Genomic DNA, 22,193 nt, shown 5'->3' with positions numbered 1-22,193 from the left:
TTTGATTGAATGTCAACAAGCGCGCACCATCCGGGACATCGATTGACGGGGCGGATTTAGCCTCGTCGGCAAGCGCATACCGAAGTCGCAAACAGGATCGTGGTTCAGGAAAGGATCAAGACATGACCATGATACATTATCTCCCCGTGGCGAACCGTTCCTCGCACCGTCCGTCATCCAGCGGCTGGCTTCATCGCCTGTCCGACCATGTTGCCGCCCGTTACGCCGCATGGCGTCGCGAAAAAATGCTTCGCGCACTGGAAGCATTGCCACCTGAAACATTGAAGGATATCGGATGGCCGACGACGGACAACAGCCGCATAAACGTCATCCGCAGATGACATTCAACCGGTGGCCCGCAACGTTTCCAGACGTGCGAGCCATCCCTGCCCGCCCTTCGGATGGAGGAACAAGGGCGCAAAATAGCGTGCCTGTTTTACATGCGACACGCCGCCTTTTTTAAAGGCTTGTCGCAAAATTTGCATATTTCAAAAGCGATTTTTTGACAGCCCCGATTCCACGGCGTATTTTTCGTTAAAGATGTCGTAGACAGGACATCCAGAAGACCAATTCCAAGGGAGGAATTGCGTATTCGCAACGGAGCACGGGCAAATGAGCAGAAACTCCCAGAAGAAGCGCTCAATCGTCTTTTTTCTCATTCCGCAATTTACCATGCTGCCATTCGCCGCAGCGGTTGAAACGCTTCGCATCGCCAACCGAATGTTGGGCTATCAGGCCTATGAGTGGCGGCTCTCCTCGCTCGATGGCCAGAAGGTCATGTCGTCAAGCGGCATCTGTCTTGAGCCCGACACCTGTCTTGCCGATGAGCGGCGCTACGTCAACGGCGAAAACCGCCCGGAAATGGCGATCATCTGTTCGGGCATCGATGTGGATCAACACATCAACAAATCCGTCAATGCCTGGCTGCGCGAAGCCTATAATCGCGGCATCGCCATCGGCAGCCTCTGTACCGCCGCCCATATTCTCGCGCAGGCCGGCCTCTTGAACGGCAAGCGCTGCGCGATCCACTGGGAAAACCTGCCCGGTTTTTCCGAGGCCTTCCCGCAGGTGGAAGTCTATGCCGACCTCTTCGAAGTCGATAGCAACATCTATACATGCGCCGGTGGCACGGCCTCGCTCGACATGATGCTGAGCCTGATCGGTCAGGATTTCGGCGAAAACCTCGTCAACCGCGTCTGCGAACAGCAATTGACCGACCGGGTGCGCAGCCCCAATGACCGCCAGCGCCTGCCGCTGCGCGCCCGCCTCGGCGTGCAGAACAGCAAGGTCCTGTCGATCATTGAATTGATGGAAGGTAATCTTGCCGAACCGCTGTCGCTGCTCGATATCGCCGACGCCGCCGATCTGTCGCGCCGGCAGGTGGAGCGCCTCTTCCGCCAGGAAATGGGTCGCTCACCCGCCCGCTATTATCTCGAAATCCGCCTCGACCGCGCCCGCCACCTGCTGGTGCAATCGGCCATGCCAGTGGTCGAAGTCGCCGTCGCCTGCGGTTTTGTCTCCGCCTCGCATTTTTCCAAGTGTTATCGCGAAATCTACAATCGCACGCCGCAGCAGGAGCGCGCCGAACGCAAACTCCTCATCAGCGCATCGCGAATGGCGATGGCGAGCCAGGCAGGCAAGGCTGCGCATTGAATGCGGGCTAATGCCGCAAACGCGACGGAGCTTGTTTCAGGATAAAAAACCGCTCCTCCCTCATGCCGGTCCCCGGAACAAGCCCGAGGATGATCCGGCATCCAGTCACGGCGCGTCTGCGCCGTGAGAAGAGTCTTTCGCGATCAAGGACTTGATCGCGCTGGACTCCGGATCAAGTCCGGGGTGACTGAGTGGGGATGATGGAACTTTGCTAAACCACCGAATCTGTCAGCTGCTAGCAAACACAATCAGACCACTTCACCCAAACGGCCGAACCGCATGGGCAAGGTCTTCCGCCGTCAAGCCGTCGCCTGCCCGGTGGCCCGCCTCGCCATGCAGCCAGACCCCGGCCGCAGCCGCCTCGAAGGCAGGCGCGCCCTGCGCCAGCAGCGCGCCGATGATACCGGCCAGCACATCGCCTGATCCAGCTGTCGCAAGGCTCGCGGGAGCATTGGTGTTGACCAGCGCCCGGCCATCCGGCGCTGCAATCACCGTATCCGCGCCCTTATAGACCAGCGCGGCGCCGCTGCGGGCCGAGGCGACCTGCGCCTTCTCGACTTTGCTCAGCATCTTGTCGGCGGCAAGATCGGGAAACAGTCGCGCAAATTCGCCCTCATGCGGCGTCAGCACGAATTTGCCTGTGCCCGACGTGACACGCGCAAACAGGGCATCCCTGTGATCCCTGAAAGCCGTGATCGCATCGGCATCCAGCACGACCGCCTTATCTCCAAGCAGAGACACGAAGTGGCGCGCCTTTTCGAGGTCGCCGAAACCCGGGCCGAGAACGAAAGTGCCATGACGCCCATCGTCCAGCCACGACCGCAGATCGTCGGCATCGTCCACCGGTGCGTTCATCACCGCCGTCAGCGTGACGGAGAGCACATCGAGCGCTTGCCTAGGCGCAGCGATGGTGACGATCCCCGCTCCCGCCTTCAGTGCCGAAAGCGCGGTCATGCGGCTTGCGCCCGTCGCATGTGCCGGGCCGGAAAAGACGGTCAGATGCCCGCGACGGAATTTGTGGGTTTCCATATCGGCGTGAGGCAAGGCATCCCGCCAGATCAGCGGATCATTTTCCGCCACCGATCCCGCATGGGCGTCAAGGATGCGGGACGGAATGCCGATATCGAACACCTCGAGCGTTCCACAAAGCTCCCGCCCCGGCATCAGCAGATGACCCGGCTTGCGCGCCATGAAGGTCACCGTCCGCTCCGCCCTGAACGATGCGCCGAGAGGCACGCCCCGCCTGCCGCAGAGGCCCGAGGGCAGGTCGACGGCGAGAACCGGCACCTTCGCCCGCGTGACCGCCTCAATCACTCGAATAAGCTCCTGCGGAACATCGCGGGACAATCCGGCCCCGAACACCGCATCGATCACCACGTCGCCGGCAAGAGGCGCATAGCCATCAAGCGGCAGCGGCGTCACGCCGCTCCGCTCGAATGCCGTCCGTGCATCGCCACTGAGCGCACCGACATCGCCGAGATGATAAACCGCGACGACCGCCCCGCTCTGCAAAAGCGCCCGCGCCGCCACATAACCATCGCCGCCATTGTTGCCGCCGCCACAGAGCACGACAAAACGCTGCGCCTGCGGATAGTGACGCAGCGCCGAGGCCACAACGGCCTGCCCCGCCCGCTCCATCAGGTCATAAAGAGGAATGCCGGATTGCCCGGCCGCCGCATCGATGCGGGCCATGGCAACAGGGTCGATCAGGAAGAGGCGCGGAAGGGATTTCATGTCCCGATCATCCCTTCAAAACGCCGGAAAGGCAATCGATACAAAAATAAGCAAATTGTCATGTCTAAATAATAGACAAATGCATAAAATATAAACAAAAGGCCATTCCCTTGTTCGCACCTTTCCAAATATTCAAATCAACTAAAATAATACAAATTCACAGAAATGCTGATGGATTTTTCGGGTTTCCGCGAGAAATTGGCTGGAAAAGCGCAAAAAGCGAATGCATTTTGTGTCGGAAAGCCGGGGGATCGAAGTTTTTTCTTCAAGCCCGCTTCCGATCTGGCACAATACGTGCATTCTTGTGGCAGAGCGGGAGTTACCTGCTTTAACGGGAGAAGCGGAGAGATATTTTCTCATGAAAAAGATCGAAGCGATCATTAAGCCTTTCAAGCTCGATGAAGTGAAGGAAGCCCTTCAGGAAGTCGGACTTCAGGGAATCACGGTCACGGAAGCAAAAGGCTTTGGTCGTCAGAAGGGCCACACGGAACTCTACCGCGGAGCAGAGTACGTCGTGGACTTTTTGCCGAAAGTGAAAGTCGAAGTCGTATTGGCGGATGAGAATGCGGAAGCCGTCATCGAGGCGATCCGCAATGCGGCGCAGACAGGACGTATCGGCGACGGAAAGATTTTCGTTTCCAATGTCGAGGAAGTCATCCGCATCCGTACCGGTGAAACAGGCGTGGACGCCATATAATCAAGAACGTCCCGAGCCGGGGAGGCTTGGGTTTTCACCTCGTCATCATCACACTCAAGGAAAACGTTTAAATGACGACCGCAAACGATATCTTGAAGCAGATCAAGGATAACGACATCAAGTTCGTGGACCTGCGCTTTACCGACCCCAAGGGCAAGCTGCAGCACGTCACCATGGATGTTGTCTGTGTGGACGAAGACATGTTCGCCGATGGCGTCATGTTCGACGGCTCCTCGATCGCCGGCTGGAAGGCCATCAACGAGTCCGACATGGTGCTGATGCCCGATCCGGCCACCGCCCATATCGACCCGTTCTTCGCCCAGTCCACCCTGGTCGTCCTTTGCGACATCCTCGACCCGGTCTCGGGCGAAGCCTATAACCGCGACCCGCGCGGCACCGCCAAGAAGGCCGAAGCCTACCTCAAGGCATCCGGCATCGGCGACACCGTTTTCGTTGGCCCGGAGCCGGAATTCTTCGTCTTCGACGACGTGAAGTACAAGGCCGATCCCTACAACACCGGCTTCAAGCTCGACTCGTCCGAACTGCCGTCCAACGACGACACGGATTACGAGACCGGCAACCTCGGCCACCGTCCGCGCGTCAAGGGCGGCTACTTCCCGGTTCCGCCGATCGACAGCCTGCAGGACATGCGCTCTGAAATGCTGACGGTTCTCGCCGAAATGGGCGTGGTCGTCGAAAAGCACCACCACGAAGTGGCTGCCGCACAGCACGAGCTGGGCGTGAAGTTCGACACGCTCGTCTCCAGCGCCGACAAGATGCAGATCTACAAGTACGTCGTGCACCAGGTCGCCAATGCCTATGGCAAGACCGCAACCTTCATGCCGAAGCCGATCTTCGGCGACAACGGCTCGGGCATGCACGTTCACCAGTCGATCTGGAAGGGCGGCAAGCCGACCTTCGCTGGCGACGAATATGCCGGTCTTTCCGAGACCTGCCTCTATTACATCGGCGGCATCATCAAGCACGCCAAGGCCATCAACGCCTTCACCAACCCCACCACCAACTCCTACAAGCGTCTGGTGCCGGGTTATGAAGCGCCGGTTCTGCTCGCCTACTCCGCGCGCAACCGTTCCGCATCGTGCCGTATTCCCTTCGGCTCCAACCCGAAGGCAAAGCGCGTCGAAGTCCGCTTCCCGGATCCGACCCAGAACCCCTATCTCGGTTTTGCGGCCATGCTGATGGCCGGCCTTGACGGCATCAAGAACAAGATCCACCCCGGCAAGCCGATGGACAAGGACCTTTACGACCTTCCCGCCAAGGAACTGAAGAAGATCCCGACCGTCTGCGGCTCGCTGCGCGAAGCGCTGGAAAGCCTCGACAAGGACCGCAAGTTCCTGACCGCCGGCGGCGTGTTCGACGACGACCAGATCGACTCGTTCATCGAGCTGAAGATGCAGGAAGTCATGCGTTTCGAAATGACCCCGCATCCGGTCGAATTCGACATGTACTACTCGGCCTGATCGGCCTTTGGAGCGCTCCCATCGGGGCGCTCCATCCATTCCGGCGGTTTTCCCTGGAAAGCCGCCGTTTTCTTTTGAAGCCCAGCCATCATTGCGAAGAATGTCGAACAAGCCAGCCTCTCAGCAAACGCGCCTCACGGACTGGCTCATCTTTCTGGCGGTGCCGTTCTTTTTCTCCAGCAATGTCATTTTCGGCCGTGGCGTCGTCGGCGAAGTCTCGCCTTTCATCGCCGCCTTCATCCGCTGGATCGGCTCGACCCTCATCATCGCCCCTTTCATGATCGCCGACTGGCGCAACTGCCTTGCCTTCGTGCGGCGAAAAACGCTGCTCTGGCTCGTCCTCGGCATTCTCGGCATGGGCATCTGCGGCGGCGTGGTCTATTGGGGGCTAACCATGACGACGGCCGCCAACGGCACGCTGATATACACCACGTCCTCGCTGTTCATCATCCTGTTCCAGCGCGTCTTTCAGGGCCGCCCGATCCGGAAGCTGGAAGTGGCGGGCATGGTCATCGCCTTCGCCGGCGTCGCCGCCATCGTCCTAAAGGGCGATATCTCCGCTCTCTGGCACCTGAATTTCAACATTGGCGATTTCGCGATCCTGACGGCGGCCATCGCCTTTGCGGTCTATTCGCTGCTGCTGCGCGATCCTGCCGCACGGCAGATGGCCTCTTTCAGCCTTTTCGGCCTGATCGCCTTTTCCGGCGCGCTCGTGCTTCTGCCGCCGGCGGCTCTGGAACTGGCGCAGGGCGGCATGTTACCCGCCACGCCAATGGCCTGGGCCAAGATCGGCGGCATCATCCTGTTCGCCTCACTATTGGCCTTTTATTGCTTCACTCATACAGTGCGCGTCTTCGGTCCCGCGACCGCTGGCGTCACGCTTTACATGATGCCGCCGGTCTCGATCCTCATGGCCACGCTGTTTCTGGGGGAGACTTTCGAGACCTATCACGCCGTCGGCATCGTGCTCGTCACCGGCGGCGTCATCATCGCCACCGCGCCCATCGGCGGAAGGCGCTGAACGCGGAAGGCAGACCGGCGCCAAAACCGCTAGGTCTTGATATTTCGCATTCCGATACCACCTAGTATTGGGAAAGGAAGTACATGCCATGAAACAAAGAAACGCAAAATTCACGCTTGGCGAAATCGTCCGCCACAAGGTGTTTCCGTTCCGCGGTGTGGTGATCGACGTGGACCCGGAATATGCCAATACCGAGGAATGGTGGAATGCCATCCCTGCGGAAATCAGGCCGGATCGCGACCAGCCCTTCTATCATCTTCTGGCTGAAAACGAGGAGACGGAATATGTCGCCTATGTTTCCGAACAGAACCTCGTCCACGACGAAAACGAGACGCCGCTCCGAAACCCCAATATCGGCCGCATCTTCGACAAGGCGCCGAACGGCGAATGGCGCCCGAAAATGTCGACGGCGCATTGACGCCCGCCAAATGTCTCCCCTCCCTCCCAGGGGCATAAAAAAACCGGTCTGTCGCCAGACCGGTTTTCCTGTTTTTGGAGCTTACGCTGCAATCAGGGCTTCGGCGCGCCCTTGGCAGCGTCCTGTGCGGCTTCCAGCTTCTTGCGGGCCTCTTCAGCCTTCTTCTGCATGCCTTCCTGCAGGCTGCGCTGGCTTTCGGCAAGCTGCGACTGGGTGATCGCCGGGCCGTCATAGGCGCCGGTGAAGCCGGAGAGCGCGATCTTGATGGGGTTCGGCGCGCGGCGGAAGTTGATGGAGGTGAAGACCACCTCGCTACCCTTCTTCAGGGAAGCGATCATGGCGTCCGTCAGCGGAACTTCAGCCGTGCACTTGTCAGGAAGGCAAACGGCGTAATCGAGCTTCTGGCCCTTGCCGCCGTCGATCTGCATCATCACGCCCGGAGGAACGAGACGCGCGGTCGGAACGGAGACCTGCAGCAGCTTGCGGTTGACCTTGCCTTCAACGGTGATGAGGCCGACGGCGGTGATCATCTGGCCGTTCTGGGCAAGAACCACGTTCTGCACGACGCAGACATCGTTGTCTTCCTGCTTGGAGCAGGTCTTGAACCAGCCGAGCGGCGGAGCGCCAGCGCCCTGAGCGGCGGGAGCAGCATCCTGAGCCTGCGAGATGGCCGGAGCGGACATTGCGCCGAGAGAAAGGACCAGAGCGGACAGAGCCGTCCGGGTGAATGTGTTTGCCTTGTGCATCATAAGAGTTCCGTCTCCTGAATGTCTGCCAGAACAGAACCGCAAGATCCTGTTCGCCGATGGCGGTATCCTTCTGCCCGTTCAACTGTCGTTTAAATGAGGCAAATGCGTGACCCGTCTCTTCCGGTCCCCCTGTTACATGCCGATCGCGGCGATATCCAGCACTTCTTTAACTTTTTCTTGAGCTGACCCAAGATTTCCCGCCGTTGCATGGGTCATGCAATGTCCGTGTGCTACATATCTGCCAGAATCATGACGATAAACCGGTCAGGTCCACATATCGGACTGACCGTTGAGACAGGATAGTGACATGCGCAACCTTGCGGCCTTCATCCCCGCATTGTTCCTTCTGGGATCATCCCTGCTTCCCGCCGGAACCGCCCTGGCGCAGCCGCTTCATGGCATTTCCATGCATGGTACGCCTGCCATGCCGGCAGATTTCCGCCACTTCCCTTACGTCAATCCGGACGTGAAGAAAGGCGGCCGAATCTCTTACGGCGTCGTCGGCACCTTCGACAGCCTCAATCCCTTCGTTCTCAAGGGAATGCGCACCACCGCACGCGGCGTCTGGGACCCGGAATTCGGCAATCTTCTCTACGAACCGCTGATGCTGCGCTCCAGCGACGAGCCTTTCAGCCTTTACGGCCTGCTCGCCGAAACCGCGGAGTGGGATGAGGAGCGCAGCTTCGTCCGGTTCAACCTCAACCCGAAGGCAAAATGGTCCGACGGCGAGCCGGTGACCGCGGATGACGTGATCTTCACCTTCAATCTCCTGAAGGAAAAAGGCCGCCCGCCCTTCAATACCCGTCTGGACGGTGTGGCGAAGCTGGAAAAGATCGGCGATCGCAGCGTGCGTTTCACCTTCAATGACAAGGCGAACCGCGAAACGCCGCTCATTCTCGCCTCCTCCACCCCGATCCTGCCGAAACATGCGATCGATCCGGAAAAATTCGAGCAGGCGGGCCTCGGCCCGGTCGTCGGCTCAGGTCCATACCGAATCAAAACCCTGCGGCCAGGCGAACGAATCATCTGGGAGCGGAACCCGGACTATTGGGGCAAGGATATTCCCGGCAAGGTCGGCTTCGACAATTACGACGAGATCAGCGTCACCTATTTCCTTCAGGTCACCACCATGTTCGAGGCCTTCAAGAAGGGCGATATCGACATTTATCCTGAAGGCGACGCCATCAACGGCACTTCCGATACCTCCCACTGGGGACAGGCTTACAATTTCCCGGCCGTCCATCGCGGCGATATCGTCAAGGACGTCTTCCAGCCGCGCCTGCCCACCGGCATGTTCGGCCTCGTTTTCAACACCCGCCGCGCCGTCTTCGCCGACGAAAAGGTGCGCGAGGGCCTGTCCTATGCGCTCGATTTCGAATGGATGAACAAGAACATCCTCGGCGGCTCCTTCAAGCGCACACAGAGTTACTGGCAGAACTCACCGCTCGGCGCCTATGGCAATGCCGCAGACGAGCGCGAGCTTGCCCTGCTTGGCGACGCGGCGAAAACCATGCCGCCGGAACTGCTGGCGGGAACCTATGCCATGCCGACCACCGATAGCACCGGCGCGGACCGCAAAGTTCTGAAAATGGCCGTCGACAAGCTGAAAGAGGCTGGCTACAGCATCAAGAACGGCAGAATGTCCGACGCCAGCGGCCGTCAGCTTGCCTTCGAAATCATGACGCAGAACCCGGCGCAGGAGCGCATCGCGCTTGCCTATCAGCGTTCGCTCAACCTGATCGGCGTCGCCATGGGCATCCGCTCGGTCGATGACGGTCAATATCAGGCCCGCTCGAACAGCTTCGACTATGATATGATCATCCGCTCCCTGCCCTCCTCGCTCTCACCGGGCATGGAACAGCTCAACCGCTGGAGTTCGCTCTCGCGGGATGCGCAGGGCAGCTTCAACTATGCGGGTGCTGCAAATCCCGATATAGACCGCATGATCGAGGCCCTGCTGCAGGCAAGGTCGACGGAGGATTTTCAGGCGGCGGTGCGCGGTTACGACCGCCTTCTCGTTGCCGGCCACTATGTCATTCCGCTCTATTATATCGGCGCGCAATGGGTGGCCCGCTGGAAATATATCGACCGCCCGGATATGACGCCGATATCCGGCAATCAGAAACAGACCTGGTGGGATGCGCGGGCGCAATAAACCGCACCGCACCCATCCCCGGCAGAGAAAAGGGAAGATAAAACCATGGAACGCATCGTTGTCGACGTCGTATCGGATATGGTCTGCCCGTGGTGTTATCTCGGCAAGGCAAGGCTCGATCTCGCCATTGCCGAGGTGCAGGACGAAATCAGCGTCGACGTGAACTGGCGTCCTTACCGCCTCAACCCGGATTACCCGCCAGAAGGCGTTGACCAGAAAGCCGCTCTCGAGGAAAAGCTCGGCAAGGAGCGCCTCGAACAGGCGCATGCCACGCTGGTACAGCTCGGCAGGGAAGTCGGCATCAATTACGATTTCGATGCGATCAAGATCGGCCCGAACACGCTCGACGCCCATCGGCTGTCGCTCTGGGCGCATTCCGAAGGCCGCGATATTCAGGAAAAGGTCGTCACCGCCCTGTTCAAGGCCAATTTCGAGGAAGGGCGCAACATCGGCGATCACGCGGTGCTGACCGATGTGGCCGAAAAATCCGGCATGGACGCCAAGGTCGTGGCGCGGCTTCTCGCCTCCGACGCCGACAAGGACACCGTCATCGCCGAAATCGATGCGGCGCAGCAAATGGGCGTCGCCGGCGTGCCCTTCTTCATCATCGACCAGAAATACGCCATAAGCGGTGCACAAACGCCGGAGGTATTGATTGCTGCACTGCGGGATATTGCAAAAATCAAGGCGGACGAGCATAGATCGATGAACTGACGGTCAAACCACCGGCGGTTTTCATCAACTCGATTTTTCGCCGGTGTTTCCGTGTCCGACCAGACCCTGAAAGGCATTCTGCTTGCCTTTGCCGCCTTCGCTGCCTACGCTTGGAGCGATGCAAGCGTTAAACTCATAGAAGGCCAGATTTCACCGATCGAATCGGCCTTCTTCGGCGCCCTTTTCGGCTTTGCCGCCCTGCCCTTCATCCGCAAACGCAACGACCGCTGGGTGGATATCGTCAGAACGACGAACCGCCCCTTGTGGATCATCCGCTTTTTTGCCGCCGGCACCGGCGCAGTCGGCAGCGTGACAGCCTTCACCCATCTTTCCATGGCGGAAGCCTTCGCGCTGATCTTCCTGCTCCCTTCCTTCGTCACCATCATGTCGGTGGTGTTCCTGAAAGAACAGGTGGGCATCAAGCGCTGGTCAGCCGTCATCATCGGTTTCCTCGGCGTGCTGGTCATCCTGCGGCCGGGCTTCCGCGAACTCGGCGTCGGCCACCTCGGCGCCATCATCGGCGGCTTCAGCGGTGCGCTCAGCATTGTCATTTTCCGCGCCATGGGGCCATCGGAAAAGAACGTCTCGCTTTATGGTGCCGGTGTGCTCGGCTGTCTCACCATAAGCGGCATCGCCATGGTGCCGACGTTTGTTATGCCAGCCGGCGCGCAATGGCTGTTGCTGGCGGGATATGGCCTGCTCGGCGCGCTTGGCAACGTCCTGGTCATGTATGCCGCCCAATATGCGCCCGCCGCCATGATCGGCCCGACGCAATATAGCCAGATGCTCTGGGCCATCCTGTTCGGTTACCTGATTTTCGGCGACCGTATCGACGGATGGATGCTCGTCGGCATCGCCCTCATCGTCGGCTCCGGCCTGTTGACGCTGATCCGCGAGAAGCAGAGAAAGGTGCCGCTGCCCGCTTCGATCGCTGCCACCGACCAGAACGTTGCCGTCGGCATCACGCCGGAAGACGGGCGCTGAAGCCCAACGAATGCGAAGAACCGGCAACGCGTATTCGCGTCGCCGGCATGGCATTCGATCAATCACAAACCCTGACCCGATACATATCGCCCCAGGCGTTCTGCCTCCACGCCACGTGGCAGCGCGGGTAGGCCGGCTGGTAAACAACCGGCGGGCCATAAGCCGGGGAAGCGTAAACAGGCGGACCGTAGTCAGGCGCGTAATAGGCGGGGCCGTAAGCATAACCCGGGTGTCTTGCACCCGCAATCAGCGCTCCGCCAATGATCGTGCCGGCAATGCCGGCGGCAAGGCCGCGGCCGAAATTATTGCGCGCTTCCGCCTGGCTGGTGGTGGCAATTGTGGTGCCCGCAATTGTCAAGGCAACCAGACCAGCGGTGGCAAACCTGTTAATGTTAGTCCACATCGTCCTGCTCCTTCATCACCCGGCGGCATCTACCGATCCGCCGCACCGGGTATGAAGCTTAGACTACGCCCGCGAAGACTACCGGCGCATGTCCGTTTGGTTACATCGTGGTAATTTTTGCTGAGCCTTGCGGGTTGGATTTTTCGGGGATTGGCCATTTGTTAGCAGGCCGAGGGTGGGTGGGGCTTTACCCCCCTCTGCCCTGCCGGGCATCTCCCCCTCAAGGGGGGAGATCGACAGGACGATCTCTCGCCGCTTCATTCTCGACCGTTAAGATAGTCGAAACCCCGCCGCATATCGATCTCCCCCCTTGAGGGGGAGATGCCCGGCAGGGCAGAGGGGGGTAAACCCCACCCACCAACGCTCCCGTCAGGACCGCGCCAGTTCCGCGAGCTGTGTCATGATCATCGCCGCGCCCGTCAGCCGCTTTTCCGGCGTCGGCAGATCGCGTGTCAGGAACAGACTGTGATCGGGGCGGATCTTCGCCATCGAGCCCTGCTTGCCGATATAGGCGACCAACGCTGCCGGATTGGGGAATTCCTTGTTGCGGAACTGCACGACCACGCCCTTCGGCCCGGCATCCACCTTCTCGACATTGGCAATGCGGCAGAGCGACTTGATGTAGACGATCTTGAGGAGATGCTGCACCTCTTTCGGCAGCGGGCCGAAACGGTCGATCATTTCCGCACCGAAACCATCGATCTCGCTGATATCCGCAAGCTCGCCGAGACGGCGGTAAAGACCCATGCGCAGATGCAGATCCGGCACGTAGTCTTCCGGGATCATGACGGAGGTGCCAACCGAGATTTGCGGCGACCAGCCGCTATCCTGCACCTGCTCGTCACCCTTCACTTCGGCAACCGCCTCTTCCAGCATCTGCTGGTAAAGCTCGAAACCGACTTCCTTGATATGGCCGGACTGTTCCTCGCCAAGCAGATTGCCCGCACCGCGAATATCGAGGTCGTGGCTCGCCAGCTGGAAGCCGGCACCGAGCGTATCGAGCGATTGCAGCACCTTCAGCCGCCGCTCGGCCATCGTCGTCAGCACCTTGTTGACCGGCAGGGTGAAGAGCGCGAAGGCGCGCACCTTGGAGCGTCCGACACGGCCGCGCAACTGGTAAAGCTGGGCAAGGCCGAACATATCGGCGCGATGCACGATCAGCGTATTGGCGGTCGGCACGTCGAGGCCGGATTCGACGATGGTGGTCGACAGCAGCACATCATACTTGCCGTCGTAGAAGGCGTTCATGATGTCTTCGAGTTCGCCTGCCGGCATCTGCCCATGCGCCACCGCCACCTTCAGTTCCGGCACATCCGATTGCAGGAAGGCGTGAATGTCGGCAAGATCGGCAAGACGGGGGCAGACGTAAAAACTCTGGCCGCCGCGATAATGCTCGCGCATCAGCGTCTCGCGGATCACCAGCGGATCAAACGGCGAAATGAAGGTGCGAACCGCCATGCGGTCCACCGGCGGTGTGGTGATGAGCGACAATTCGCGAACACCGGTCATGGCCAGCTGCAAGGTGCGCGGAATGGGCGTCGCGGAGAGCGTCAGCACATGCACGTCGCTCTTCAGCTCCTTCAGCCGCTCCTTGTGCTTCACACCGAAATGCTGCTCTTCATCGATGATCAGCAGGCCGAGATTGGCGAAGCTGATGCCCGCGCCGAGCAGCGCATGGGTACCGACGACAATATCCGTCTTGCCATCAGCCACTTCCTTTTTCGTCAGCGTCAGTTCCTTGGAGCCCACGAGACGCGAAGCCTGCTGCACCCGGATCGGCAACCCACGGAAACGTTCGGAGAAGGTGCGGAAATGCTGGCGGGAAAGCAGCGTGGTCGGCACCACCACCGCCACCTGCACACCATTCATGGCGGCGAGGAACGCGGCGCGAAGCGCCACTTCCGTCTTGCCGAAACCGACATCGCCGCAGATCAGGCGATCCATCGGCCGGCCGGCGCCGAGATCCTCGCGGATGGACTCAATCGCGTTCAGCTGGTCTTCCGTCTCGTCATAGGGGAAACGGGCGGCGAATTCGTCGTAAAGCCCATCCGGCGCAGTCAGCACCGGCGCATGGCGCACCAGGCGCGCAGCCGCGATGCGGATAAGCTCGTCTGCCATGTCCAGCAGGCGTTTCTTGAGCTTGGCCTTGCGCATCTGCCATGCGCCGCCGCCAAGCTTGTCCAGCTGCGCCTCCGCCGCATCCGAGCCGTAACGCGACAGAAGATCGATGTTTTCAACGGGCAGGAACAGCTTGGCGTCATCGGCATAAAGCAGTTCCAGACACACCCGCGGCGCACCCGCCGCCTCGATGGTCCGCAGGCCGACGAAGCGGCCAATGCCATGTTCGGCATGGACGACCAGCGAGCCCTCATCCAGCCCCGCCACTTCCGAGATGAAATCCGCGCCGCGCTTGCGGCGCTTGGAGCGGCGCACCATGCGGTCGCCGAGAATGTCCTGCTCGCCAATAACGGCAAGGTTTCCCGTTTCGAAACCCGCTTCAAGGCTCAGCACCGCCGATGCCGCCTCGCCCTTTCCGAGCTTCTCCACCTCTTTCAGCGAGGTGACCGGCTTGATCTTCTCAAGCCCGTGCTCGTTCAGCACCTGCAACAACCGGTCGAGCGAACCTTCCGACCAGCCGGTGATCAGCACCTTCCAGCCCTTGGCGCGGCGTTCGGCAATGTGCTTCACGGCCAGATCGAAAACATTGACCCGTTCTTCGCTCTCGCCTTCGGTTGGCGGACGCGCCCAGCGCGGCCCGACATGGGCGTCGAGCGTCGCGACTGGGCGGCCTTCGCTGTCCTGCTCGTTGAAGGGCGTCAGGCGTACCGCATTGACGGCAGCCAGTGCGGCATCGAAACTCTTGCCATCGAGATAGAGTTGGCCGGGCGAAACCGGCTTATAGGGCGCGCCCTGCGTCGAGCCCTTGGTTTCGCCGGAACTGCGGCGCGCATCGTAATAATCGAGCACCAGCTTGGAGCGTTCTTTCGCCGCCTCCCGCGCCGTATGGTCGGTGACGATGCGGAAGCCCTTCAGATAATCGAAGGCGGTTTCCAGCTGCTCGTAAAACAGCGGCAGCCAGTGCTCCATGCCGGCATAACGGCGGCCTTCGGAGACGGCCTGATAAAGCGCATCGTCTCGCGTCGCCGCACCGAACAGCGACAGGTAATTCTTGCGGAACCGGCTGATCGTATCCGGCGTCAGCGTCACTTCGCTCATCGGGTTCAGATCGAGCGAGCGCGCCTGACCGATGGTGCGCTGGCTGGCCGGATCAAAGGTGCGGATGCTTTCCAGCGTATCGCCGAAGAAATCGAGCCGCACCGGCTCTTCGGTGCCCGGCACGAAGACGTCGAGAATGCCGCCGCGCACGGCAAATTCACCCACTTCGCGCACCGTCGCCACCCGGTCGAAACCGTTGCGCTCCAGCCGCGCGGCAATCTCCTCCATGCGGATCTGATTGCCGGGTTTGGCAGAAAAGCCGAGACTCTCAATAATGTCGCACGGCGCCATCTTCTGCAGCATGGCGTTGACGGTGACGAGCACGATGGCCGGATGCGGTTTCTTCGCATGGGCGATGAGACCGGCAAGCGCCGCCAGCCGGCGCGCTGAGGTGTCAGCGCTCGGTGATACGCGGTCATAGGGAAGGCAGTCCCAGGCGGGAAGCGTCATCACCGGAATATCAGGTGCGACGAAACCGAGGATCTGTTCGAGATCGGCGACCCGCTGGCCATCCGACATTACATAGGCGACCGACGTGCCGGCCCGCGCCATATCGGCAAGCAAAAGGGCTTCCATGCCGGAAGGCACGTTTCCGATGGTCAGCGGCGTATCGGCCGACGACACCAGCTTTGCATCGAATCCGGCTATCATATTCTCACGCTTTCAGGGTGTCAGTGGTAACGAGATCGAAATCGGGACGGTAGGAGGCGATCTTCTCGAACAGCGGGGTCTGAAATTTTTCCGGTATGGCAAGGGCGCCGGTCACCATCTTGACGAGGTCGTTATCCTCTTCCGCCATGATGACTTCCAACTCGTCGAGCTGCTCATCGGAAAGCCCGGCAATATTGTCTTCCGCGAATTGCCCGAGCACCAGATCCATCTCGCGAATGCCCCGATGCCAGCAGCGGTAAAGAATCCGCCGGCGTCTCGGATCGAGGTCGGCACTCGTGCGCACCAGTCCAGTCATCGCATTTTCCTTCCCGTATCGGTTTGCAGCACATGATTTCACCTGACACGCCATCCACCCCCTCATTCCTGTGCTCGTCACAGGAATCCAGCCGACGCGCGTCGGCGCGGCGGAGAGACTCCTTTCAGCCCAAGGACTTGGGCTGACTGGATCCCTGTGACAAGCACAGGGATGAGGAGAGGTGAGCGTCACGGAAAACAGCAGGCTTCGAACTTGCAGCCTGCTGCTCAATCTTTGTGCCGTCCATTACGACCTCCTATAGAACAGGAGGCGAACGCTTGGGAACCGGTTTTTATCGAAATAATGCCACGGCGGTGAAAATCTGCCGGTGATAACCCGCCTTTGTGGCCAGCGAAGTCTTGCATAAGCCGCCCCCTTCCCCGATTTTGCTGACCCATGCGCCCGGCCATTCTTGATCCGCTGTTTGCCTCCGTCTCCACCCTTGCCGGTGTGGGGCCGAAACTTGCCGATCTTCTGGCTAAGCTCCTCAGTCGGGAAAGTGCCGACGACACCCGCGTCATCGATCTCCTCTTCCACGCGCCATCCAACGTCATCGACCGCCGCAACCGCCCCGGCATTGCGCTGGCAAGCCCCGGCGCCATTGTCACCATTCAGGGATGCGTCGACCGTCACCAGCCGCCACCGCCGGGAAACCGCAACGCGCCCTATCGCGTTTTTCTGCATGACGAAACCGGCGAACTGGCGCTGACCTTTTTCCGCGCCAAGGGCGACTGGCTGTCCAAGGCCCTGCCCGTTGATGAAGAGGTTCTCGTCAGCGGCAAGGTGGACTGGTTCAACGGCCGCGCTTCCATGGTGCATCCGGATTTCATGGTGAAGCTTTCCGAGGCGGAAAACCTGCCTTTGGTGGAAGCGGTCTATCCCATGACCGCCGGTCTATCGCCCAAGGTGCTGCGCCGCGCCATTGAAGGCGGGCTGTCGAAACTGCCGGTCTTTCCGGAATGGATCGATGAAACGCTGAAGACCCGGCAGGGCTTCGGCGATGTCGCCTCAAGCTTCCGCGAGCTGCATGACCCGCGTGACAGCGCCGATATCGAACCGCAGGCCCCGTCGCGCAGGCGGCTTGCCTATGACGAATTCCTCGCCGGGCAGCTGTCACTGGCGCTGGTGCGCCAGCGGCTGCGCAAGGTGGCGGGCCAGCCGATCCGCACCAGGGGTGATGTCGCCGCAAAAATCCTGTCGCAACTGCCCTTCTCGCTGACGGCGAGCCAGAGCGCTGCGGTGAAAGATATCCTGACCGACATGGCCGGCGAAGACCGCATGTTACGCCTGCTGCAGGGCGATGTCGGCGCCGGCAAGACGCTGGTGGCGCTGATGGCGATGGCAACGGCCGTGGAAGCCGGCGGACAGGCGGTGCTGATGGCGCCGACCGAAATCCTTGCCCGGCAGCACTACGCCACCATATCCAAACTCGCTCAGGTAGCCGGCATCACCGTCGAAGTGCTGACCGGCCGCACCAAGGGCACGGAGCGCCGCGAGATCGAGGAGCGCATCGCTTCCGGCGAAGCGCAGATCGTCATCGGCACGCATGCGCTGTTTCAGGACAGCGTGAGTTACAGGAACCTCGTGCTGGCAGTAGTGGACGAACAGCATCGCTTCGGCGTGCACCAGCGCCTGCGCCTCACCGCCAAGGGCATCACGCCACACATGCTGGTCATGACCGCCACGCCCATTCCGCGCACGCTGGTTTTGGCCGCTTTCGGCGATATGGATGTCTCCAAGCTCACCGAAAAACCGGCGGGCCGCAAACCCATCCAGACCGTGACGATCCCGACTGAACGGATCGGCGATATTGTCGAGCGACTTCGTGCGGCGCTGAAGGAAGGCAAGAAGGCCTACTGGATCTGCCCGCTGGTGGAGGAAACGGAAGAGTGCGAGCTGATGTCGGCGGAGGAGCGCCACGCGGTTCTCTCACAGATGCTCGGCGCCAATATCGGCCTGATCCATGGACGCATGAGCGGCCCGGAAAAAGACGCTGCCATGCTCGCCTTCAAGAACGGCGAAACCCGCCTGCTGGTGGCCACGACAGTGGTCGAAGTGGGCGTCGACGTGCCGGATGCGACGATCATGGTCATCGAACATGCCGAACGTTTCGGCCTCGCACAGCTGCACCAGCTGCGCGGCCGTGTGGGACGCGGCGACGAAGCTTCCACCTGCATCCTGCTCTATAAAGGCCCGCTCAGCGAAAACGGCCGCGCTCGGCTGTCCATCCTGCGCGACAGCGAAGACGGCTTCCTGATTGCCGAGGAGGATTTAAAGCTGCGTGGTGAAGGCGAGCTGCTCGGCACCCGCCAGTCCGGCACGCCGGGCTTCCGCATCGCAAGCCTCGAAGCCCATGCCGACCTTCTGGAAATCGCCCGCAAGGACGCAGCCTACGTCATTGAGCGTGACCCCGAACTGACAGGTCCACGCGGCAATGCGCTGCGTACCCTGCTCTATTTGCACCGCCGCGACGAAGCGATCCGCTTCCTGCACGCCGGCTGAAAGTGAACCGCCATGAACATGATCGACCCACGCCGCCCGCCACCCGCCTTCCGCAAGGGCTACGCGCTCTGTTCGCCGCAGAATATCCTGCAGCCCGAGACATTTGCGAAAAGCGAAAAAAAGGCGATCGGCAAGGCGTTCAAAAAGCCCGGCCGCAAGAAGGCCTGGAGCCAGGCACTGGAAGAAGGCTGGAGCGTGCGGCTGGTCTATATGCGGCTTTTCGTTCCCGTATTCCACGCCACGACCACCGGTACGGAAGTGGATAATCTGGATGACGACGACTGACCATGAAGTCCGGAGACTGTTGGGCTAAAGCGCCGAAGGCCACCGCTGCGATGTGTGGATGATCGTCAAAATTTCGATATCCTCGTCCACACGATAGGCAATGATGTAGGAAATGTCGGGAAGCACGGCTTCCCGTGTTCCTCTGATGCGTCCGACCCGCCCCATGGCTGGCTGTTCCACCAACATATCAACCGCTGAAACAATGCGGGAAATCACCCGGGCCGCAGCCGCTGGATTATCCTTTTCGATATGTACACCAATTTCATCGAGCCGTCGCAGCGCCCGTAAGGTCCAACGAATTCGCCGGTCATTCATGACGGCCGAGCGGATTTTACATATTTCCCGACAATGTTTGCGAGATCCTCAGATGTCCCGAACTCGCCGCGATCGGCTTCCGCCACACCCGCCTCAATCTCGGCAAGCTGCCACTCCTCGCGGGCGATAAAGTCCTCAATCGCCCGCGCCGCCATATAGGATCGCGACCGGTCAAGTTTTTCCGCCAATTGGTCGAGTTTGTCGGCAACCTCATCAGGCAGACGAACAGTAAATGCAGTCATAATCGCAACCTTGTTGGTTCACTGTGATTATTGGTGAACCACATTGGTTCGTCAACCGTATGGCTTTACCTCCCTCCGTGAGAATGGAGGAAGGAATCTAGCGCCTTGCGAACGCGTTCAAACCGGCGCGATCATCTTCGGCGGCTTGAAATCCGGGGCCACCAGACCGCCGGATATCAGCAGTTTCGCCGCATCTTCCGGCGTCATATCCAGCATCACGATCTTGTCTTTCGGCACGAACAGCAGAAAACCGGCTGTCGGCACCGGTGTCGGCGGCAGGAAGACGGCGACCATCTGCTGGCCCATTTCATTGAAACGATGGGCAAGCTCGCCCTTGGCCTCGGAGGCGACGAACACCATCGCCCAGGTGCCGGATGACGGAAACTCGATCAGGCCGACCTTTTTGAAGGAGTTCGAATGCTCCTTCAGGACGGATTCGAACAGCTGCTTGATGCTCTTGTAGATCGGCCGCACCAGCGGCATGCGGTTGAGGATGGATTCGCCGACACCGAAAATCCATTTGCCGATGAGGTTATTGCCGAGAAAGCCGATGAGGGTGATGCCGATAACGGCGATCAGCAGGCCGAAACCGGGAATAGCCACATCGAAATATTGCTCGGGATCGTAACGGGCGGGAATATAGGGCTTCACCCAGCTATCGGCCCATTGCAGGAAGCTCCACACCAGCCACATGGTGATGGTGACGGGCGCAAGGATCAGAACGCCCGTGAGGAAACTATTGCGCAGGCGGGCTGCGAATGAAATTTTGACTGGAATATCGGTCATTTACCGTTCGGAATTAAGCGTTGTCGCCATCGAAACCCGGATGAAAACCGACAATGCCGGATGGAGTTCCACCATGCAAGCGAAGAACTGTGAAATATTCGTCAGGAATCCCTTCCGCATTCACCCCTTCGACATGGCGAAAACCGAAGCGGCCATAGTAGTCCGGATCGCCCACGACGACCACGCCGGAAGCATTCAGACGCTCCAGAACGGCTAGCCCGTCCCGCACCAGCCTTGAGCCGACGCCCTTCCCCTGCCGTTCCGGCGTTACGGAAAGCGGCGCGAGACAGAACCAGCCGGTCTCGCCGCTGGTGAGCGTCACCGGCGAAAAACCGACATGGCCGATGATGCCTTCGCTATCCTCGGCAACCAGTGAAACGGTGAGCGCGCCCGCCCTGCGTAACCGCTCGACGATCAGATGATCCGTCTTGTCGCTGTAATCGACGTTACGGAAAGCATCTTCCGTAACGCGAGCAATCGCCTCTTCATCGCCCTGACGCTCAGGCCGGATGATCATTCCACCGTTACCGATTTAGCCAGATTGCGCGGCTGGTCCACATCCGTGCCCATGAAGACGGCGGTGTGGTAGGCAAGCAGCTGGATCGGCAGCGAGAAGACCATCGGCGCAATAAGCTCATCGACATTGGGCAGCGTGATCGTCGCCATGGTGTCGAGCTTGGATGCGGCGGCCCCCTTCTCATCGGTGATGAAGATGATGCGGCCGCCGCGCGCGGCGACCTCCTGCATGTTCGAAACGGTCTTTTCGAAGAAACGGTCATGCGGCGCGATGACGATGACGGGCATGTTCTCGTCAATCAGCGCGATAGGCCCATGCTTCAGCTCGCCGGCGGCATAACCTTCGGCGTGGATATAGGAGATTTCCTTGAGCTTCAGCGCGCCTTCCAGCGCCAGCGGGAAGCTGGTGCCGCGGCCCAGATAAAGCACGTCCTTGAAACGCGACAGATCGCGTGACAGCGCTTCGATCTGCGGCTGGATGCTGTTGAGAACCTTGCTCATGATGCGCGGCATCTCGGTGAGATGGCGAACCAGTTCGGTTTCCTGCTGGGCCGTGACCGTACCGCGCGCTTTTCCGGCGGCAACGGCGAGCGAAGCGAGCACGGCAAGCTGGCAGGTGAAGGCCTTGGTGGAGGCGACGCCGATTTCCGGACCGGCAAGGATCGGGAAGATCGCATCGGATTCGCGTGCCATGGTGGATTCACGCGTGTTGACCACCGCGCCGATCTTCAGCCCTTCCTGCTGGCAATAACGCAGGGCCGCCAGCGTATCGGCGGTTTCGCCCGATTGCGAAATGAACAGCGCAGCCTGCGTGGGAACGAGCGGGATTTCGCGGTAACGGAATTCCGAGGCGACATCGATTTCCACCGGCAGACGGGCATAACGCTCGAACCAGTATTTGCCGATCAGGCCGGACAGATAGGCCGTGCCGCAGGCGGAAATGGCAAGGCCGGAAAGCTTGGCGAAATCGATGGCCGTGTCCGCCTGCTTCNTCGAACCAGTATTTGCCGATCAGGCCGGACAGATAGGCCGTGCCGCAGGCGGAGATGGCAAGGCCGGAAAGCTTGGCGAAATCGATGGCCGTGTCCGCCTGCTTCACGGTCTTGGAAGCGAAATCCACATAGTGGCTGAGCGCATGGGAAATGACTTCCGGCTGCTCGTAGATTTCCTTTTCCATGAAGTGGCGATGGTTGCCCTTATCGACCACATAGGCCGTCGCCTGCGAGATTTGACGCTCGCGCTTCACCGGCTTGCCGGCGAAATCGATGATTTCCGCACCCTGCCGGGTCACGATGGCGCAGTCGCCATCCACCAGATAGGTGATCTCATTGGTGAAGGGCGACAGCGCGATGGCG

At 60.2% G+C, this 22,193-nt stretch carries 20 protein-coding genes and 2 pseudogenes; 11 read left to right on the top strand and 11 right to left on the bottom strand.

Annotated features, from left to right (window positions below):
• The first annotated feature begins 122 nt into the window (after window positions 1-122).
• The gene (locus BTE54_RS12630; RefSeq protein WP_059760262.1) at window positions 123-341 is read left to right on the top strand and encodes a hypothetical protein; all 219 of its coding nucleotides are present in this window, start codon (window positions 123-125) and stop codon (window positions 339-341) included.
• Window positions 342-612: 271 nt separating this feature from the next.
• Window positions 613-1,653, top strand: coding sequence for a GlxA family transcriptional regulator (locus BTE54_RS25490; protein WP_065655157.1), 1,041 nt, complete (start codon window positions 613-615; stop codon window positions 1,651-1,653).
• 258 nt (window positions 1,654-1,911) lie between these two features.
• Here the strand turns inward: BTE54_RS25490 and BTE54_RS12620 are convergent, their stop codons facing one another.
• Window positions 1,912-3,387, bottom strand: a complete 1,476-nt coding sequence (locus tag BTE54_RS12620) for an NAD(P)H-hydrate dehydratase (protein WP_078052689.1) — start codon at window positions 3,385-3,387, stop codon at window positions 1,912-1,914.
• Between the two features lie 358 nt (window positions 3,388-3,745).
• Here BTE54_RS12620 and BTE54_RS12615 point away from each other — a divergent pair, with 358 nt between their 5' ends.
• From BTE54_RS12615 to hspQ, 4 genes are all read left to right on the top strand, one after another.
• Complete coding sequence (locus tag BTE54_RS12615; protein WP_003515720.1) at window positions 3,746-4,084, top strand: P-II family nitrogen regulator; 339 nt, start codon at window positions 3,746-3,748, stop codon at window positions 4,082-4,084.
• A gap of 71 nt (window positions 4,085-4,155) precedes the next feature.
• A complete protein-coding gene (glnA, locus tag BTE54_RS12610; RefSeq protein ID WP_003523416.1) occupies window positions 4,156-5,565 on the top strand; it encodes a type I glutamate--ammonia ligase in 1,410 nt (469 codons plus the stop codon).
• Window positions 5,566-5,665: 100 nt separating this feature from the next.
• Entirely contained in the window at window positions 5,666-6,586 is a 921-nt protein-coding gene (locus BTE54_RS12605; RefSeq protein WP_078052688.1) for a DMT family transporter, read from the top strand.
• A gap of 88 nt (window positions 6,587-6,674) precedes the next feature.
• Window positions 6,675-7,004, top strand: coding sequence for a heat shock protein HspQ (gene hspQ, locus BTE54_RS12600; protein WP_003523419.1), 330 nt, complete (start codon window positions 6,675-6,677; stop codon window positions 7,002-7,004).
• A 92-nt stretch (window positions 7,005-7,096) separates the two neighbouring features.
• On the opposite strand, the gene BTE54_RS12595 is transcribed toward hspQ, so the two are convergent.
• Entirely contained in the window at window positions 7,097-7,753 is a 657-nt protein-coding gene (locus BTE54_RS12595) for an invasion associated locus B family protein (RefSeq protein WP_003523420.1), read from the bottom strand.
• A gap of 307 nt (window positions 7,754-8,060) precedes the next feature.
• On the opposite strand from BTE54_RS12595, the gene BTE54_RS12590 reads away from it, so the two are divergent.
• From BTE54_RS12590 to BTE54_RS12580, 3 genes are read left to right on the top strand one after another with little or no spacing between them, the layout of a single operon-like run.
• Window positions 8,061-9,908, top strand: coding sequence for an extracellular solute-binding protein (locus tag BTE54_RS12590; protein WP_078052687.1), 1,848 nt, complete (start codon window positions 8,061-8,063; stop codon window positions 9,906-9,908).
• Between the two features lie 45 nt (window positions 9,909-9,953).
• The gene (locus BTE54_RS12585) at window positions 9,954-10,622 is read left to right on the top strand and encodes a DsbA family protein (RefSeq protein WP_078052686.1); all 669 of its coding nucleotides are present in this window, start codon (window positions 9,954-9,956) and stop codon (window positions 10,620-10,622) included.
• A 51-nt stretch (window positions 10,623-10,673) separates the two neighbouring features.
• The gene (locus BTE54_RS12580; protein WP_078052685.1) at window positions 10,674-11,606 is read left to right on the top strand and encodes a DMT family transporter; all 933 of its coding nucleotides are present in this window, start codon (window positions 10,674-10,676) and stop codon (window positions 11,604-11,606) included.
• A 58-nt stretch (window positions 11,607-11,664) separates the two neighbouring features.
• On the opposite strand, the gene BTE54_RS12575 is transcribed toward BTE54_RS12580, so the two are convergent.
• The 3 genes from BTE54_RS12575 to BTE54_RS12565 form a co-directional block, all read right to left on the bottom strand.
• Entirely contained in the window at window positions 11,665-12,009 is a 345-nt protein-coding gene (locus BTE54_RS12575; protein ID WP_078052684.1) for a hypothetical protein, read from the bottom strand.
• Window positions 12,010-12,378: 369 nt separating this feature from the next.
• Window positions 12,379-15,876 (bottom strand): transcription-repair coupling factor, encoded by a 3,498-nt coding sequence (gene mfd, locus BTE54_RS12570; RefSeq protein ID WP_078052683.1) that lies wholly within the window; start codon window positions 15,874-15,876, stop codon window positions 12,379-12,381.
• 4 nt (window positions 15,877-15,880) lie between these two features.
• Window positions 15,881-16,192 carry a succinate dehydrogenase assembly factor 2 gene (locus BTE54_RS12565; RefSeq protein ID WP_077982075.1) on the bottom strand — a complete coding sequence of 104 codons (312 nt, stop codon included), beginning with the start codon at window positions 16,190-16,192 and terminating at the stop codon, window positions 15,881-15,883.
• Window positions 16,193-16,588: 396 nt separating this feature from the next.
• On the opposite strand from BTE54_RS12565, the gene recG reads away from it, so the two are divergent.
• On the top strand, window positions 16,589-18,694 hold the full coding sequence (recG, locus tag BTE54_RS12560) for an ATP-dependent DNA helicase RecG (RefSeq protein ID WP_078052682.1): 2,106 nt from the start codon (window positions 16,589-16,591) through the stop codon (window positions 18,692-18,694).
• Window positions 18,695-18,706: 12 nt separating this feature from the next.
• Window positions 18,707-18,979: a hypothetical protein gene (locus BTE54_RS12555; RefSeq protein WP_078052681.1), complete on the top strand. Its 273-nt coding sequence runs from the start codon at window positions 18,707-18,709 to the stop codon at window positions 18,977-18,979.
• A gap of 24 nt (window positions 18,980-19,003) precedes the next feature.
• On the opposite strand, the gene BTE54_RS12550 is transcribed toward BTE54_RS12555, so the two are convergent.
• From BTE54_RS12550 to BTE54_RS24670, 6 genes and pseudogenes are all read right to left on the bottom strand, one after another.
• Entirely contained in the window at window positions 19,004-19,294 is a 291-nt protein-coding gene (locus tag BTE54_RS12550) for a type II toxin-antitoxin system mRNA interferase toxin, RelE/StbE family (RefSeq protein ID WP_078052680.1), read from the bottom strand.
• Window positions 19,291-19,536, bottom strand: coding sequence for a CopG family ribbon-helix-helix protein (locus BTE54_RS12545; protein WP_078052679.1), 246 nt, complete (start codon window positions 19,534-19,536; stop codon window positions 19,291-19,293). The genes BTE54_RS12550 and BTE54_RS12545 overlap by 4 nt, the downstream gene beginning before the upstream one ends.
• Window positions 19,537-19,653: 117 nt before the next feature.
• The gene (locus tag BTE54_RS12540; RefSeq protein WP_059760288.1) at window positions 19,654-20,322 is read right to left on the bottom strand and encodes a DUF502 domain-containing protein; all 669 of its coding nucleotides are present in this window, start codon (window positions 20,320-20,322) and stop codon (window positions 19,654-19,656) included.
• A 13-nt stretch (window positions 20,323-20,335) separates the two neighbouring features.
• The gene (locus tag BTE54_RS12535) at window positions 20,336-20,839 is read right to left on the bottom strand and encodes an N-acetyltransferase (RefSeq protein ID WP_078052678.1); all 504 of its coding nucleotides are present in this window, start codon (window positions 20,837-20,839) and stop codon (window positions 20,336-20,338) included.
• A pseudogene (glmS, locus tag BTE54_RS12530) lies at window positions 20,836-21,822 on the bottom strand (glutamine--fructose-6-phosphate transaminase (isomerizing)); the annotation flags it as partial. The pseudogene glmS and the gene BTE54_RS12535, both read right to left, overlap by 4 nt.
• Window positions 21,823-21,832: 10 nt before the next feature.
• A pseudogene (locus BTE54_RS24670) lies at window positions 21,833-22,193 on the bottom strand (glutamine--fructose-6-phosphate aminotransferase); the annotation flags it as partial.

It is taken from the genome of Agrobacterium sp. YIC 4121 (genome assembly GCF_002008205.1).
Classification (GTDB): Bacteria; Pseudomonadota; Alphaproteobacteria; order Rhizobiales; family Rhizobiaceae; genus Agrobacterium; species Agrobacterium leguminum.
This window is presented reverse-complemented; position numbering and strand designations above follow the sequence as displayed.